This is a genomic window from Lichenihabitans sp. Uapishka_5 (genome assembly GCF_033947565.1).
In the GTDB taxonomy this organism is placed as follows: Bacteria; Pseudomonadota; Alphaproteobacteria; order Rhizobiales; family Beijerinckiaceae; genus Lichenihabitans.
Genome location: NZ_JARPVX010000010.1, coordinates 82,915 through 98,228 on the forward strand (window position 1 = coordinate 82,915; position 15,314 = coordinate 98,228).

A 15,314-nucleotide genomic window follows, 5' to 3' on the forward strand; every position below is an offset into this window, starting at 1 on the left:
CTGGATGCGATCCTGGTCGAGTTGACTCTGGCGGGATGGACGGCCGAGGATACGGTGCCACTCGGTTGAGCCCAAAGGTTTATTCTGACAGCCCTGTTTTGCCCCATGGGCGCCCAGAAGCGAAGCCGGCACCCGATGACGATCAGCGCTCAAGCGCCGTGTTCGAACTGCGCGATCAGGTGTTGGGCGTCGTCCTGAAGCCAGTCCGAGACGCCAGCGATGTAGCCGGCGATCTGCCCGTCCGGCGTCACCAGGTAGGTGACCGGCAGGCCTGTCGCGGCCGCAAAGGGGTGCGCGGCGCTTGTTGGCGCAGCCGTCAGGCTCCCCTCGGGATCGAGGAAGATCGGAAGACTCGAGACCCCGTTCGACGCCAGATAGGCGGCGATCATGCCTTGCCGTGGGTGGGGGTCCATCGATACGGCCGCTACCGTGACCCGATCTCCCATCACGCGATGGAACCGCTCCAGAAGCGGGAGATCCAGCCGGCAGGCGGCGCACCAGCTTGCCCAGAAATTGACGAGCATGACCCGCCCTTTGGGAGCGCTCAGGCGGGCCGGACGGCCGGCGGCGTCGCTCAACAGCACGCTCGGCATCGGCCAGGCCGGTTCCAGAAACACGAATTGATGTCGCACTGTGCGAAAGGACGGAACCTCGCCCGCGTCCGCCGCCGCGGCGGTGCCCGGAAGACGCGTGCCGGCCACAAACCCGGCCATAGCCTTCATGGCACCGCGGCGGTCCATGATCCGGCCGCTTGTCGCTCCGCGGTCGCTTGGCTCAGCCATGGACGTAGCTCCAGCCTGCTTCCTCCAGATCGATGACCCGGGCGATACCGAACGGAACCAGCCGAGCGCCATCGATCAGGGGGATCGAATGGCCTTCCTTTTGTTCTGCGATGCGGCGCGACGAGGCGCACATGCTCAAAACGAGATGCGGCAAGGCCGAATGCAACGCTTCGAGAGGCTGTCGCAGCGGAGATGTGTCGCCCCGCAGCAGCTTGATACCGGCGCCGTTGGCCACGACCTCGATCTCCGCAAGGTCGTGCCGCTCCGCGTAAGCATGGGTGAGGTTCACGGCATAACTGATCGCGTGCCGCATGATCGCATCGTCGTCCGAGTCGATCAGGATGACGATGCGGTGCGTGGCGGCTGTCGGCTGAGCAGAAGCTCCTGCGGCTGCCCATGGCAGGACGAGCGCCGCGACTGTCCCGGCCACGGCTGCCAGAATCCTGCATCGTTTGACGGGAAGAGTGAACGACACGCGTGGACCCTTTTATAAGCGGAGCTTGCTGGCACTCGGGGCGCCTCGTCCGGGCGCCTGCACGACGCGCCTCAAGGGCGCGCGGCGATCCGCACCTTCGTGCCGCGACCCCAGGCGATAAAGGCGCACAAGGCCAACAGAACGAAGTTCAAGGGCGTCACGAAGGCTTCGTCGCGCGACACATGAAACGTGATCGCGGCCATCTGCAGGACGGTGCAGCAGATCGCCGCCACGACCGTCAGGCGCGGTTGGATCCTGGTCAGGGCAGGCAGCAGAACGCCGATGCCGCCGGCCACATCCAGCACTCCCATCCCGTGCAGGAACCATGGCGGCACCTGGCCGGGCCAGACCCACATGGCGGCAAGCCGATCGATCGGCAGGAACAGCTTCATGCCGCCGAACGCCACGAAGGCCAGGCAGATCAGGCCCTGTGCAATCCAGAGGCTGATGGTGAGGCCGCGGCCGGGTAGGTGGGAGGAAGGCGAAGCGACATGCAGCGTCATGGGAATGGCCTGATGTTGAAAACCACGAGGTTGACAGGTCGGCACGCTGCGGCGGCCAGTCGAAGCTGGTGCTTTGCAAAGCCGCATGGCACGATAACGTGTCATATCGTTCTAACGATAAGATGCGTTATCCTATCGATTGGTGTCAAGTGTGATGAAGGATTGGGCCGACGATCACCCGAAAGCCAAGCTCATGGGGCGCAACCGGGCAGCCATCCTGGAAGCGGCGCGCTCGGCCTTCCTGAGCGTCGGTTACGAAGGGGCGAGCATGGATGCGATCGCCCAAGGCGCGGGCGTGTCGATCATGACGCTTTACAGGCATGCGCCTTCCAAGGATGATCTGTTTGAAACCGTCATCCTCAACGCCTGCAACCATGCCCAGCATGACGATGGCGAACGTACGGCGGCCCTCCTCGAACAGCCTTTGTCGGATCTGCTCGTCACGATCGGCGATCTGTTCCAGGCCAAGATGAGCAGCGATGACACGCTCGCGTTGTTCAGAGCCGTCATCGTGGAGATGCGGCGCTTTCCCCACCTCGCCCAGGCCGCATGTTCCGGTCTCGTCGAAGCCTGGAGCGTCAACCTCGACGCGTTGCTGGCCGCGAAGCCGGAACTCTCCGCTGTCGCGGGCGATGCCCGCCGTGAGATGCTTGCCGAGTTCTTCGACGGGCTCGTTGGAACCGATATCCTACGCACCCTGCTCGGGACACCGAAGCTGCCCGTCGAGCAACAGAAGATCCGATCCCGAACTGCTGCAGACAAGTTCGTCATGGCGGCGACGAGGTGCGGCTTGGTGCAGGGGTAGAGGCTTTGCTGGAAGGGGCCGGCCCATGATCACGGTCACCGCGCAAGCGTGCTTGAGCAAGCCAGCCGACACTCATGATGTGTCATGTGCCTCGCACGTATGATGGGGTTTGTGGCGAAGCCTATGTTTACGCTCGCGCTCTACGCAATTGCGGATCGCCGAACCCACTGGTCGGACATCTGGAGCACCCCTGGAATCCGGCTGGTCATCGCTTGCCAATGGGCTGCGACGGCGGTGTTTTCGTCGCAGGCATTCTCAAGCGTGCGGCAGTGTTCTGCGAAATCTTTGAAGCCTAAGATCCCGGCGAGGCTGACCAGCTTATGGGCGGCCTCGCCGATGGTGATCCGGTCGGCGGGACAGTGTTTACCGATTTCGATGAGCCTCGTGCGGAGATCCTCGAAATAGCCTGTGACCTTCTCGATCCCGAGGAGTGAAACGAGTTCGTCGACCGTTTCGATCTCGATCGCTTCGCATGTCGTCGTCTCAATGGCGTGATCGACGCCGCCCGATGCGACGGCCGGATCGGAGGACTGGACGGCTGCGATCAATTCGCGTCGCGACACCGGTTTGCCGATGTGGCCCGACATGCCGGCATTCCGGTAGACTCGGATCTGCTCGGCCATGACGTTCGCGGTCAGGGCCAGGATGGGGGTTCGGGCGTTGGGGCCTGCGGCGCGGATCGCCTGCGTGGCTGCGACACCATCCATTCCGGGCATCTGGATGTCCATCAGAATGACGTCGAAGGGCGCCCCACTTGCCGCTTCGATCCCGGCGGCGCCATCGGCCCGCACGGTTACGCTGTGTCCTTCGCCCATCAGCATCGAGGCGATGATCTCCTGATTCGTGGGAAGATCCTCGACCAACAGGATGCGGAGCGCACGGCCTTTGCCCGGACGTGGTTGAGGGAGGTGCGTGGGCCGGTGTACTGCCTCGGGCAGGGGCAGGCTGAACGCGAAGGTCGAGCCGTGGCCGACCTGGCTTTCGACCGTGATGCGGCTGCCCATCAGTTCGATGAGCCGCTGGGAGATGCTGAGGCCGAGCCCGCTGCCACCGAACTCGCGCTGGATGGAACTGTCGAGCTGGGTGAAGCGGTTGAACAGCCGCGTCAGCTTGTCGGGCGCCATCCCGATGCCCGTATCGGTGACGCTAAAGGCGATCCCGCCTGAACAGGCGTCGACCCGCAGCGTGACAGCGCCGCAACGCGTGAACTTGACCGCATTGCTGAGGAGATTGATCAGGACCTGGCGCAGGCGCATCTCGTCGCCCGTCACGCAGGCAGGCACGTCCGTGCCGATCCGCGCTTCAAGGCGGATGTTTTTCGCGTCCGCCTGTTGGGCCAGGATACTGGCGCAGCCTTGCACCAGGGAGCGGATGTCGAAGTCTCCCTCGACGAGTTCGATGTGGCCGGCCTCGATCTTGGAGAAGTCCAGGATGTCGTCGATTACGGTGCTGAGGAAGCGGCCGGCATCCTGGATGATCTCCAGGCGCCGCCGCTGCGGCGCCGACAGCCCGTCATCCTCGAGCAGCAGATCCGCAAAACCGATGATGCTGCCGAGCGGGGTCCGGACTTCGTGGCTCATCGTGGCGAGAAAATCGGCTTTCACCCGCGTGGCGTCCTCAGCGACGTTTTTGGCTTTGACCAGATCCGCCGTGCGGCGCGACACCTCGCCCTCCAGGCTCTCGTTGACGGCGCTCAATGCGTGCTTCTGCCGCGTCAGGCTGGCAACCGAATGGCGCAAGGCTTCCGACAGGGTCATCACCTCGCGGTAGCTCTTCAGGACCGGAATGTCGGTCTGCGGACTGGACGCCACGGTCTTGGCCGCCGCGGCGAGCTCCTTCAGCGGCAGCGCGATGGCGCGGGCAAGCCGGGTGCCGATGAGCACGAAACAGGCCCCGAAGACGGCGATGCCGACAAGCCCGATGCACCGCAACCGGTGGATCGGCGCGAGCGCCGTATCGATGGATTCGCGGGCGATCGTGATCCACCCCAAGCCGTGATAATCCTCCAGCCCGTTCGAGTGGGCGATACTCGTCACATAGCCGTCGACCCCATCCACGCCGCCCCGAACACGCGCCGCTTCGATTGCCGCGATGTCGATGGGGGTTCCGATCAGGGCGTGCGGGCCCAGCGTCACGACGCCTTGCGCATCAGTGACCAGCAACTCGACGCCATGCAGTTCTGGATTGTTGTCGTGGATCGATTGCTTGACGTCGCTCGCCCAGGACCAGTTCAGGTTTCCGGCCAGCACGCCCAAAACCTCACCATTGCGCATGATCGGGGCCGCAACATCGACGACGCGGACTGGCTCGGCATGGGGGGCGTTAAAACTCTTTCCGGGCAGCAGCGCAGGATGCTGGTCGAGGATCACGGGCCCGCGCTGCCCGGCCTTGAACCAGGGCTGATCGGCGACGCTTGCCGCTTCGCTGGTCCCGCTGACTGAAGCAACAATTGTTCCTGCTTGATCGGCGACACCCAACCAAGCGAAATTCGAGAACTGAGCCTGAATCCGTTGCAGCAGGAGCCGCTTGTCGTCCGGGCTCGCCGATTTCGATGTCAGGGTCGCGCTTCCGGCCGCGATTTCGACCGCGCGCAGCCGCGCCAGCATGTCGCCATCCAACCGGCTGCCGAACCGCAGCGCGATCTGGTCGAGCTGTCGCCTTTCCGCAGCTGCAAGCTCGCCGGAAGCGATGTTGTCAACAAAGAGCCCGAACGCGACAAGAAGGACTGTCGAAAAGCTGCAGAATGCGACCGTCAAAAATGTCGAGATGGAATAAGGAGGTTTCCACATGCCTCAGAACGTTGCGGAAATTCCCTAACGTTTTATTTTGCGATTGTCATAGGTTAGAAAAGTTGGCCGTGAACTGACTTGTCTGACAGTTCAGGGCTTAGCGCCGTTTGACACATCAGGATGATGGTGGTTCGACTTCCTTTCGCGCCGCACAGTGACGCGTCCAAAGCTCCTGCAGATCTTGGGAGATCGTCATCGGCCGGAACGGTTTCGCGATGACCTCGAGCGCCCCGAGCTGCTTCAAACGATCGGTTTCGCTCGCTCGGTTCTTCGCCGTCACGAAAACAACCGGAACATCGGCGAGGTGGGGGATGGCCCGCATCTTCTCGAGCGTCGCGGGTCCGTCGAGTTCGGGCATCATCACATCCAGCAGAACCATCTGGGGCGTAAGTTCGGATGCAGCGGCCAGAAAGCTGACGCCCGAGTCGAACGTCGTGGTCTCGAGGCCGCCGACCCGCGTCAGACAGGTTTCCGCCAGCAGGCGAATGTGGGGTTCGTCGTCCACATAGACGACCCGCTTCAAAGGAAAGGCGGTCACGATCCAGGGCTTTCCGGACGCGCGGACCGGGCCGCCGTCATGCTGCGGATCTCGGCAGATCGACGTGGAACGTCGTACCTGATCCCAAGGTCGACTCGAAGGATAAACGCCCACGCAAACGCCCGACCAGCTGCTTGACGATGGTCAGCCCGAGGCCGGTACCGTTCACCTTTCGGCGGTCGGACGCATCGGCCTGCGTAAATTTATCAAACATCTTGGGCCTGAAGCTTTCCGGAATGCCGGAGCCCTGATCGGCCACCGAAATCCTGATGCCATCCTGGAAGGAGCGTGCCTCGACCACCACGCGAGAGCCCGGCGGCGAGAACTTGATCGCATTGGACAGGAGATGCCGGATCACCTGGCCCAGGCGTGCCGCATCGGTGCAGGCGATGAGATCGTGTGAGCCGGTCAGCGCGATCGCGACCTGCTGCGCGCGCGCCGTCTCATCCAGCACCGCCAGGGCATCGGCGGCCGGCCCGCCGACCGCAATCAGGTCGAACGCGATCGGGATCGACGCATTCTCGATCGCATCGAGGTCCAGGATGTCATTGACGAGGTTGCCCAGCCGTCGCCCGTTCGCGGCCATCATCCCGATCGCTGCCGCGATCTCCGGCGATAGCGGACCGTAGATTCCGGCTTGCAGCAATTCGAGGCCGCCGTTGATCACGGTCAACGGGGTCCGCATCTCGTGGTTCATGGTGGAGATGAACTCGTCCTTGAAGGTTTGCAGGCGCTCCCGCTCCGCGACACGGCTCAGGTGGTGCGCGAGAGAGGTGGCGATCTGTTCAAACCAAAGATCCCGGAGATCCCACGCGCCGCCGAAGCAAACCAGGACATAGACAGTGTCGATGACGGGAACCGGTATGGCGACGCCACGCCGCTCGTCGTGACGCGGCTCGGCCTCTTCCAGAGCAAAGCCGGTGCTGACGAACCCGCCCACGATCTGGGCCCGGCGCGCCAGGAGCTGAGCGGGAGAACGCGTTGCCGCCAGGTCGGGATCGCCATAGTGGATCCCCGTGTCCTGCAGCACGGCTTCGCTTCCCTGTTCCCGATACGCTCTTCCGTCCTGGAAGCCGAGAATCCCGCAGATCGCATCCAGGGCATTGGCGAGTGCGGCTTCCAATTCCGACCCTTCGTTTGCGATCGCCGCGATGGTGCTTTCGAGCTCGAACCGCTTGGCGGCCGCGCGCAGGCTCGCCGCCTTGTGACGCTCCTTCGTCACATCCGTATGGGTCGCCACGAAGCCGCCCATCGGCATCGGCGTGATGCGGAGCTCCACGATCTGGCCGTCCGGGAAGGCGAATTCCTTGGTATGGGGACGCGCATTGCGGAGGTCCGCCTCCCGGTTCCGGGCGATGGTGGCAGGATCTCCCTTTCCGTAGGCGCCCTTCTGGGCGAGGACCAACGCGTAAGTCTCGAACGGCAGGCCCTTGCGCAAGAAATCCGGAGGCAATTGCATGAGCTGGCTCATCCTGGCGTTCCAGGTGATCAGCTTCATGTTGCCGTCGAAAGCGCTGACACCCTCGCGGATGCCGTCGAGCGTGATTTGCAGCAGAGCCGATTGCTCGCCGATGGCTTCGAGGTGATCGGCCACCTCGATGGCGCAAATCGACGCCTCCGCCAGCAACTTGAGGCTGGCGAGCTGCTCGGCGCCGGGCGCCGGCATCGGCTGCTTCGCAGCGCCGCACAGCGCCCCAACCACCGCGCCGCTGCTCGTCCTCAGGGCCAAACCGACAAAGAACCGAATGCCGCAGTCGCGAGCGACGTAAGGATTAGCCTTGAACCTCGGATCGGTCGCGGCGTCTTCCACGACCAGGGGACCATCGGCGGCCACGACCTGATCGAAGAAACACGAATGCTCGGGCTTGGGCATGGAAATCAACCCGGCCTGCGTGCGCATCCAAAGCCGATCTCCGGCCATCATGGTGATGCCGGCGAGCGACAGACCGAGATGGGCCCGCATCGTCTCGATCAGGGCGCGGAACACCGGCGCTCGCAACGCATGGAGCTGGGCTTCGAGGTCCGGCGGAATGATCGTGGCCGCGGCCCCGTCCATGATCCGATCGAGATCGTAGTCGCTCGACGTCGTCGGTTCACCGTTCATGCAGCGCCTCCGCGCGGATCTTGACGATCGGCTTCAGCAGATAGGCCAGAACGCTCTTCTCCCCGGTCTTGATGTCGGCCGTCACCGTCATCCCCGGGATGATCATGTTGCGTCCTGCGTCATCGCCGACGTGGTCGGCCGCCAGCCGGATGCGGGCGCGGTAATAGGCAATCCCCTTGCTGTCTTCGAAGGTGGTCGCCGACACGGTTTCGATCTTTCCTTCAACGCCACCGAAATGTGTGTAGTCATAAGCGCTTATCTTTACGACGACTTTTTGACCACGCGCGACGAAGCCGATGTCCTTGGGCAGGACGCGCGCCTCGACGATCAGCGGAACGTCGCTGGGGACCACCTCGAGCACCGTCGATCCCGGCGGGATGACGCCGCCGATGGTTTCGGTCTGCAGGCCTTTGACCGTGCCGCGGACGGGTGAGCGGATGACGAGGCGTTTCACCCTGTCTTCCGCGCGCGACACGTTCTCCCGCGTTTCTTCGATCTCCGTTTCGAGCTTGGCATCGTCTTCGGCGGCCTCGCGGAGGTTTCGGCTTTCGAGTTCGGGGAGCCTGGCCTGCGCCTCGGCGAGCGCCCCCTGCGTGCGTGAAATTTGGCCCTCGAGTTCGGCGATCTGCGCCTGGAGCCGCGTGGCATCGCGTTGCAGGTCGATCAGGCCCATCAAAGGAGCCGCGCCTTTATCGACCAACACCTGCCGGGCATCGACTTGTTGAGCCAGAAGGCCGGCTTCCTGCTTTACGGTGTCCCGCTGCACCGCCAGGGACGCGAGTTCGGCGCGGCGTTGCGCCACCTGCTGTTCGAGCACGGCCCGCTGATCGTCCAGGGCACGGCGCTTGCTGGCCAGCAGGTCGTTCTGTGCGGCGGCGAGCGGCGAGCTGGTCGACAGTTGCGCCGGAACGAGGGTGCCGCTCCCGCTCTTGAAGGCCGCGAGCTGCCGCTGTTGCATCAGCAACCCGTCCAGTCGGGCGCGAAATTGGTCGAGTTCGGGCCTGGCGAGGCCAGGGTCGAGTTCGATGATCGGCTGACCGGCTTCGACGAGGTCGCCTTCGCGCGCGTCGATCGTCGCCACGATGCCCCCTTCGAGATGCTGCAGCTTGCGCACCGTGCCGACGGGGCTGATCTCCCCCGAGGCGCTGGCGATCTCGTCGACTCGGGTCAGCGAGGCCCAGCCCAGGAAGGCCGCGATGCCAATCAGAAGGATCGCCACGGCCGCCAGCAAGGTGAGCGGCGGTGTACGCTCTTCGAGTTCGATCGCCTGCACCAGCCGTCCGCGGCCGGAAATCCAGGGAACCGTCTCGACCTGCCAGAAGGTCGGCGTGGGGGCGTCGATGATGTCACTCATTTCGGTTGTCCCGACAGGCGTCGCATGAGCTCTTGGGGGGTCCCATCGTGGATGATCGTGCCGCTGCGCAGCACGATGGCGCGATCGGCCGCCTGCACATGGGCCGGGTTGTTCGTGACCAGCAGGATGGTGGCGCGCCCGCGCAGCACTGCGATCTGCTCGAGCACGATGTCGTCGCCATGGGGATCGAGCAGCACGTTGAGGTCGTCGAGGAGTACGATCGGGGCCTCAACCAGCAGCGTGCGAGCCAAGGCCAAGCGTTTCACGAAATTTTCCGAGAACCGGCCGTCGACGCGCGTTTCGAGCCCGGCGGGAAGCGCCCGAACCTCGTCGACGAGGCCCACCCGCGCCAAGCTGTCCCACAGGGCGTCGTCGCTCGCCTGAAGATTGGCGAGGCGGAGGTTGGTCCGCAGCGTGCCGTCAAACAGGCAGGCGCGCTGCGGCAGCAAGGTGACCTGTTCCCGCACGACGTCGGTCGGGATGTGCCGAAGGTCGATGCCGTCGATCTGGATGGACCCCATCTGCGGGCGGATCAGCGCCGCGACGAGCTTGAGCAGCGTGGATTTGCCCGAACCGTTGCCGCCCGCGATCGCCACCACCTCGCCGGCTTCGACCGTGAGCGACACGCCCGCGATCGCCGCCTCCTGGTGGTTCTCGTGACGGAAGAAGACGCGGTCCAATGCGATCCGTCCCGCGAAGCGCCGGGCTCGGTTCGACGCGTCCGGGCCGGACATCGCCTGCATTTCGGGAGACGCTTGCATGAAATGCGACAGCCGGATCCCCGACTGACGGATCTGCTCCAGCCTGGATAAGGCCACAAAGGTCGCCTGGACGGGCGCCAGCAGGCGCCAAACGATCGTCATGCTGGCGATCAGGGTGCCGACGCTCAGGCTCCCGGTCAGCGCCACCGTGGCGCCGCCCGCCAGGGTCGCGGCACCGGACAGCACGTTGATCAGATAAGCGAGCGTTTCCGTGAGGGTCGCGGTTCGCATCTCGGTCGCGACCTGCATGGCGCTCGCGGCCGAACGTTCGCGGAAGCGCTCGCGCCATAGGGCTTCGGTGCCGCTTGCCTTGATGGCCGTGATGTTGGTCAGCATTTCCATCAAAAGGGCTTGATGGTCGGCGGCGCGCACCGCCTGCCGCCGTGCGGTGGCCCGCATGTAGCGGATCACCAGAAGCCCGGTGCCTGCGGCGAGCATCACCGTCACAACCGGGATGAGCGCCAGCCAGCCGCCGAGATACGCGAGCGCCGCGACGAAGATGGCGATGAACGGCAGCTCGAAGAGCGAAAGCGCCAACTGACCCGACAAGGCGTGACGGACGATCTCGCCTTCACGCAGCTGCGCGAGTTTCGTGCCGGCGCTCGTGCTTTCGAGGAGGCCGAGCGGAAACGACAACAATTTATCGAGGAGCGAAGCGCCGACGAGAAAATCGAGACGGGCCCCGAACTGCGCCAGCAGTGCGCCCCGGACGATCCGCAAGCCGGCATCGGCGCAGATCACGATCGAGACGCCGCCGGCGAAGGCCCACAGGGTCGCCACATTGCGGGCCGGGATGATGGCGTCGTAGACCGCCTGCACGAAGAAGACCGGCACCAGCGCCAGCAGATTCAGCGTCAGGGTCAGTCCGAACAACAGCAGGAACGTGCCCTGGAAACGGTTGAGCAGCAGCTTCAGCCACGACACCGGTTTTCCACCGCCCTGCATGGATGCGCGATGCGGATTCAGCTCGAAGGCGCAAAGGAGGCCGGCTTCCTGGCTCGGCCGGACCACGATTTCCTGCTGTCGCGCGCAGTCGAAGCAGCGGAGCCGCCCGTGCTGGTCGGCGGCCAGCACCACGAGAACCCGGCTCCGCGACACGAAAAGGCATGGCAGCAGCCTCGCGTCCACCGCGGCGAGCCGCGCCCGGCGCAGCTGGCTGCTGAAGCCGAGGCGTGCCAGCACGTTGCGGAAGGCACCGAGCCCCTTCAGCGGGCCCGTACCGGTCGCCTCGGCGATGTCGCGCTCGGACCCGCGCCACCGCAGGTGATCGAGAAGCGGACGCAGGCCCGCGTCGAGCATCTCCGGGATGCCGCGCGACAGGCTGGGTCGGATCGACATGTCCGTCATCACGCGGCTCGCACGAGGGCGCGTCCATCGGCGGCGCCGAGGGAGATCAGGCGTCCCTGGCTCAGCCGGTAACGACGGTCGGCCTGGGCCAGAACATCCGCATGGGGGCTGATGAGCAGCACGCTCGCGGTCGCACCGAGGTCCTTCAGCAGCGCGAGGAGGCGGGTACGGCTGTCGTGATCGAGCCCATGGTCGGCATCATCGAAGAGAATGACCTTGGGGCTGGTGGCGAGCCCCCGGACGAGCGCCAGGCGCTGCCGGAGCCCGGCCGAAACGGTGCTGCCGGCCTCCATGAAATGGTCGAACCCGGCCGGCAGCCGACGGATCGGCTCGTCGGCGCCGAGCAGAAAGCTCACATACATGGCTTCGTTGACGCATTCGCCTTCCCGGAAATGCGTCAGATTATCGATGACCGTGCCGCGGTAGACGGGCGCGTCGCGCGTCAGGAGCGTCATCTGGCGGCGCAGACCGTCGAGCGCCAGGGTGCGCACGTCCTCGCCATCCACCAGCACCCGCCCGGCCTGGGGTTGCAGCAGGCCGAGGGCAAGGTGCAGCAGCGTGGTCTTGCCGGCGCCCGGCGCGCCCTCGATGCCCACCACGCAGCCCGGCTCAAGCACGAGATTGACATCGCGCAGCAGCGGTTCGGAGGCGCCCGGGGGCGTGTAGGTCACGTCCACGAACTCGACCCGGCCGCTGATGGCGAAGCGCCGGCCGACCGCGTTCCGCTCCGCCGGCAGCCCCAGCACGTCGGCGACATCCTGCTTGGCGATGCGGACGCTCTGGTAGCTCGTCCACAAACCGATTGCGGTTTGGATGGGCTGGAGCGCGCGGCTGGACAACAGCGTGCAGGCCGCGACCGCCCCGAGGGTCATCTCGCCGTCGATCACCCGCATGGCTCCAAAGGTCAGCAGGGCGACGGTGTTGGTTTGCGCGAAGGCGGTGGTGACGGTCTGGACGAGCGCCGTGCGATGCATGACGCGCTGCACCGCGATCGCGCTTTCTTCCTGAAGTGGCTCGTGTTGCCGCAGCATGACGCGCCCGAGCGCCAGGGCCTTGATGGTTTCGACACCCTGCAGGAGCTTGAGCAACGCGTCCTGCCGGCTGTGGTCGGCGCGGCTCCGAGCCTCGAAGCTGCGGTGAAGGGCACGGCCCAGCACCGCGGCCACGATGCTGAAGGCGGCCATCAAGACGAGGGGCACGAGCACGAGCGCCCCGCCCAGATAGGCGATCAGCCCGAGGTAGACGGCGGCGAACCACAGGTCGACGCGGATCTCGATTTTCTTGGAGGCTTCGAAGTCCCGCAAGGTCGACACCGCCCCGACACGCTCGGCCAAACGCGTGGCGGACAGGTCGTGAAACACCTGCAGCGGCGCCGCGAGAAGGCGGTCGACCGCGGCGAGCCGCATCGCGTGGTCGAGCCGCGCCGTGGCGGCACTTGCCAGGGCCCCGCGGATGAGGCGAAGGCACAGATCGACCGAAACCGCGATCGCGAGGCCGAGAACCAGCACCAGCAGAGTGCTGCCGGTCTGGTTCGGCAGCACCCTGTCGTAGATCTGCAAAATGAAGATCGGCAGGGCCAGCACGGCGAAATCGATGCCGACCGTCGTCGCGGCGATCGCGGCGTGGCTGACCCGAATGGACCTTCGCACCTGGCTCCAGGCAGTGCTGCGGCGCAGTCCTGATCGGAGGGAAGTCGTGGCGCTCATGACCCGGAACCGCTCCCATGGCTGGCCTCCCGCATGGGCAGACCTGAATGAGCTCGACCCTGGCAGTCACCTCATACGAGGACGTTGAGAAGTTCAGGCAATTTGTTGTAAATTGTTTCGGCCCGCGGGGAGCCGACGGGCCGAGCCTTGTGCCGCTATGCGGCGTGGGCCTCACCGGTTGGGCAGAACAGGTAACCCGTACCGCGAACCGCGCGAATAGGGTCCTGGCCCGGAGCTGCCACGTCGAGCTTGCGTCGCAGCCGCGCCACCAGAACGTCGATGCTGCGATCGAAATAGGTCCAGCAGCGGTCGTAGATCGTGCTCAGCAAAGCGTCGCGGCTCAGGGCTGCGCCCGGCTGCTGCATCAACACGTGCAGCAGCTTGGATTCGGCGTCGGTCAGCCGGATGCGCCGGTTGTCGGTGGTCACGATGGTGCGGGTTTGGCTGTCCAGCCGCCAGGACAGGCCGGGTTCGGGGCGGTTTCGCGGATCGAGGGCGATGCGACGCAGCACGGCGCGGATGCGGGCCAGCAGTTCCCGCGGCTCGTGCGGTTTGCAAAGGTAATCGTCGGCGCCGCCTTCGAGCGCCGCGACGCGCCGGGAGGGCTGCGCGTCGGCGGTCAGCATGATGATCCCACAGGATGTGGTGGCCCGCAGGAAACGCATCAGGCTCAGGCCGTCATCCCCCGGCAGCTTGAGGTCGAGGATAACCAAGTCGGCGGGTGCCTCGGCCCACAGTCTGCGCAAGGCGGTCCCGTCCTCGGCGACACGCACCTGGAAGCCCGCGCGGGTCAGATAAGCCTGCACGGTATCCCGAACGATCGCGCTGTCGTCGACGACGATGATGCTGCCGGTCACGGTAAATACACTCTTGAAAACGACGTCGTAGCGATCACAGGCGCCGCTTAACAAACACGATCGGGTGCCGACACGGCGGCAAACTATTGTAACAATTCGCCGCCCATCGATAAGCTTTGCAAAACACCCGCTCGCTAGCCTTGCCCGACGTGCCGCTTGCGATGGTGACGACGTGACCGAGACCGCGACATCGACCCTGACGGCCGACGGATTGACCGAACACGCGCGTGACTCGGCCGTCGCCGCGCAGCCATGGTCCGCCCAGAACGCAACACAGCAGCGCGACCCGGCCAACAATGATCCGCAGGCCCTCGTTCATCAGGGGAGCCGTTCGGATTACACGCCCGACTCCGTGGGCGATGCGCGGGACGGCTCGGCGGCCAGCCGAAGCACGACCTTCGATCAGGCCGGGGGTGAATTGCAGCCCGGCTCCGGCACGCAAGCCGATGTGCGACAGTCGGGCGCCGAAGCGATCGCCGACTCAGGCGACATGGCTTCAGCCGCCGCGCCTGGCAGCGCCTCAACCAGTGCCGTGACGGAAGGGGTGTCCGAGACCAACGCGCCGCCGTCGGGCGACTCGCATGCGATGGGCGTGTCGGTTCCGGCGGGAACCGAAGGGGCAAACTCGTCATCGGGCCTGCCTGTTGCTGCCGCGATCGGAACCGAAGCGACCCTCGAAGGAGGCCGCTCCGATGCCGCGGCCAATGAGATCACCCCCGGTCCGGCTGTCGAGGCGTCGACCGCCGATCGTACCGTTGCGTCGGGCGGCGCTGCCCTCGCAAGCAGCGTGGACCACAGTGCCGACACGAGCACCGACAGCGTAACAACGGCTGGACCTGCGACACCCGGCTCGACCAGCACGGAGCCGGGCACGCATCCGAGCGATCCGGGCACAAGCTCGGCTGCTTCGGGCACCGGGACGACGCCGACGAGCGGCAGCGATCCGACCGGCTCGACCGGCACGGACCCGGGCACGCATCCGAGCGACCCCGGCACGACCCCATCGGACCCGGGCACCGGCACCACGCCGACTGGCGGCAGCGATCCGACCGGTTCGACGGGCACGGACCCGGGCACGCATCCGAGCGATCCCGGCACGAACCCCTCTGACCCTGGCAACGGCACCACGCCGACTGGCGGCGGCGATCCGACCGGTTCCACGGGCACGGACCCTGGTACGCATCCGAGCGACCCCGGCACGAGCCCCTCTGACCCGGGCACCGGCACGACGCCGACGAGCGGCGGCGATCCGACCGGCTCGACGGGCACGGACCCGGGCACGCATCCGAGTGA

Annotated in this window: 11 protein-coding genes and 1 pseudogene; 2 read left to right on the forward strand and 10 right to left on the reverse strand. The window is 65.6% G+C overall.

From position 1 onward, the window contains the following. Positions 1–149: 149 nt before the first annotated feature. The 3 genes from P7D22_RS06660 to P7D22_RS06670 form a co-directional block, all read right to left on the reverse strand. Complete coding sequence (locus P7D22_RS06660; protein ID WP_319933438.1) at positions 150–701, reverse strand: TlpA family protein disulfide reductase; 552 nt, start codon at positions 699–701, stop codon at positions 150–152. A 73-nt stretch (positions 702–774) separates the two neighbouring features. Further along, a complete protein-coding gene (locus tag P7D22_RS06665) occupies positions 775–1,212 on the reverse strand; it encodes a DsrE family protein (RefSeq protein WP_319933439.1) in 438 nt (145 codons plus the stop codon). A 116-nt stretch (positions 1,213–1,328) separates the two neighbouring features. Beyond that, a complete protein-coding gene (locus tag P7D22_RS06670) occupies positions 1,329–1,760 on the reverse strand; it encodes a DoxX family protein (RefSeq protein WP_319933440.1) in 432 nt (143 codons plus the stop codon). 154 nt (positions 1,761–1,914) lie between these two features. On the opposite strand from P7D22_RS06670, the gene P7D22_RS06675 reads away from it, so the two are divergent. Continuing rightward, positions 1,915–2,565 (forward strand): TetR/AcrR family transcriptional regulator, encoded by a 651-nt coding sequence (locus tag P7D22_RS06675; RefSeq protein ID WP_319933441.1) that lies wholly within the window; start codon positions 1,915–1,917, stop codon positions 2,563–2,565. A 140-nt stretch (positions 2,566–2,705) separates the two neighbouring features. Here P7D22_RS06675 and P7D22_RS06680 read toward each other — a convergent pair whose 3' ends face one another. The 7 genes from P7D22_RS06680 to P7D22_RS06710 form a co-directional block, all read right to left on the reverse strand. Continuing rightward, on the reverse strand, positions 2,706–5,354 hold the full coding sequence (locus tag P7D22_RS06680) for a hybrid sensor histidine kinase/response regulator (protein ID WP_319933442.1): 2,649 nt from the start codon (positions 5,352–5,354) through the stop codon (positions 2,706–2,708). A gap of 115 nt (positions 5,355–5,469) precedes the next feature. Continuing rightward, positions 5,470–5,892, reverse strand: coding sequence for a response regulator (locus P7D22_RS06685; protein ID WP_319933443.1), 423 nt, complete (start codon positions 5,890–5,892; stop codon positions 5,470–5,472). A 37-nt stretch (positions 5,893–5,929) separates the two neighbouring features. Further along, positions 5,930–7,879, reverse strand: a complete 1,950-nt coding sequence (locus P7D22_RS06690; RefSeq protein WP_319933444.1) for a PAS-domain containing protein — start codon at positions 7,877–7,879, stop codon at positions 5,930–5,932. A 106-nt stretch (positions 7,880–7,985) separates the two neighbouring features. Further along, entirely contained in the window at positions 7,986–9,227 is a 1,242-nt protein-coding gene (locus P7D22_RS06695) for an HlyD family type I secretion periplasmic adaptor subunit (RefSeq protein ID WP_319933445.1), read from the reverse strand. Between the two features lie 119 nt (positions 9,228–9,346). Then, positions 9,347–11,458 (reverse strand): peptidase domain-containing ABC transporter, encoded by a 2,112-nt coding sequence (locus P7D22_RS06700; RefSeq protein WP_319933446.1) that lies wholly within the window; start codon positions 11,456–11,458, stop codon positions 9,347–9,349. Next, positions 11,458–13,107, reverse strand: coding sequence for a peptidase domain-containing ABC transporter (locus P7D22_RS06705; protein WP_319933447.1), 1,650 nt, complete (start codon positions 13,105–13,107; stop codon positions 11,458–11,460). The genes P7D22_RS06700 and P7D22_RS06705 overlap by 1 nt, the downstream gene beginning before the upstream one ends. A 212-nt stretch (positions 13,108–13,319) precedes the next feature. After that, entirely contained in the window at positions 13,320–14,021 is a 702-nt protein-coding gene (locus tag P7D22_RS06710; RefSeq protein ID WP_319933448.1) for a response regulator transcription factor, read from the reverse strand. A gap of 172 nt (positions 14,022–14,193) precedes the next feature. Here P7D22_RS06710 and P7D22_RS06715 point away from each other — a divergent pair. Then, positions 14,194–15,314: pseudogene (locus P7D22_RS06715) on the forward strand (hypothetical protein); the annotation flags it as partial.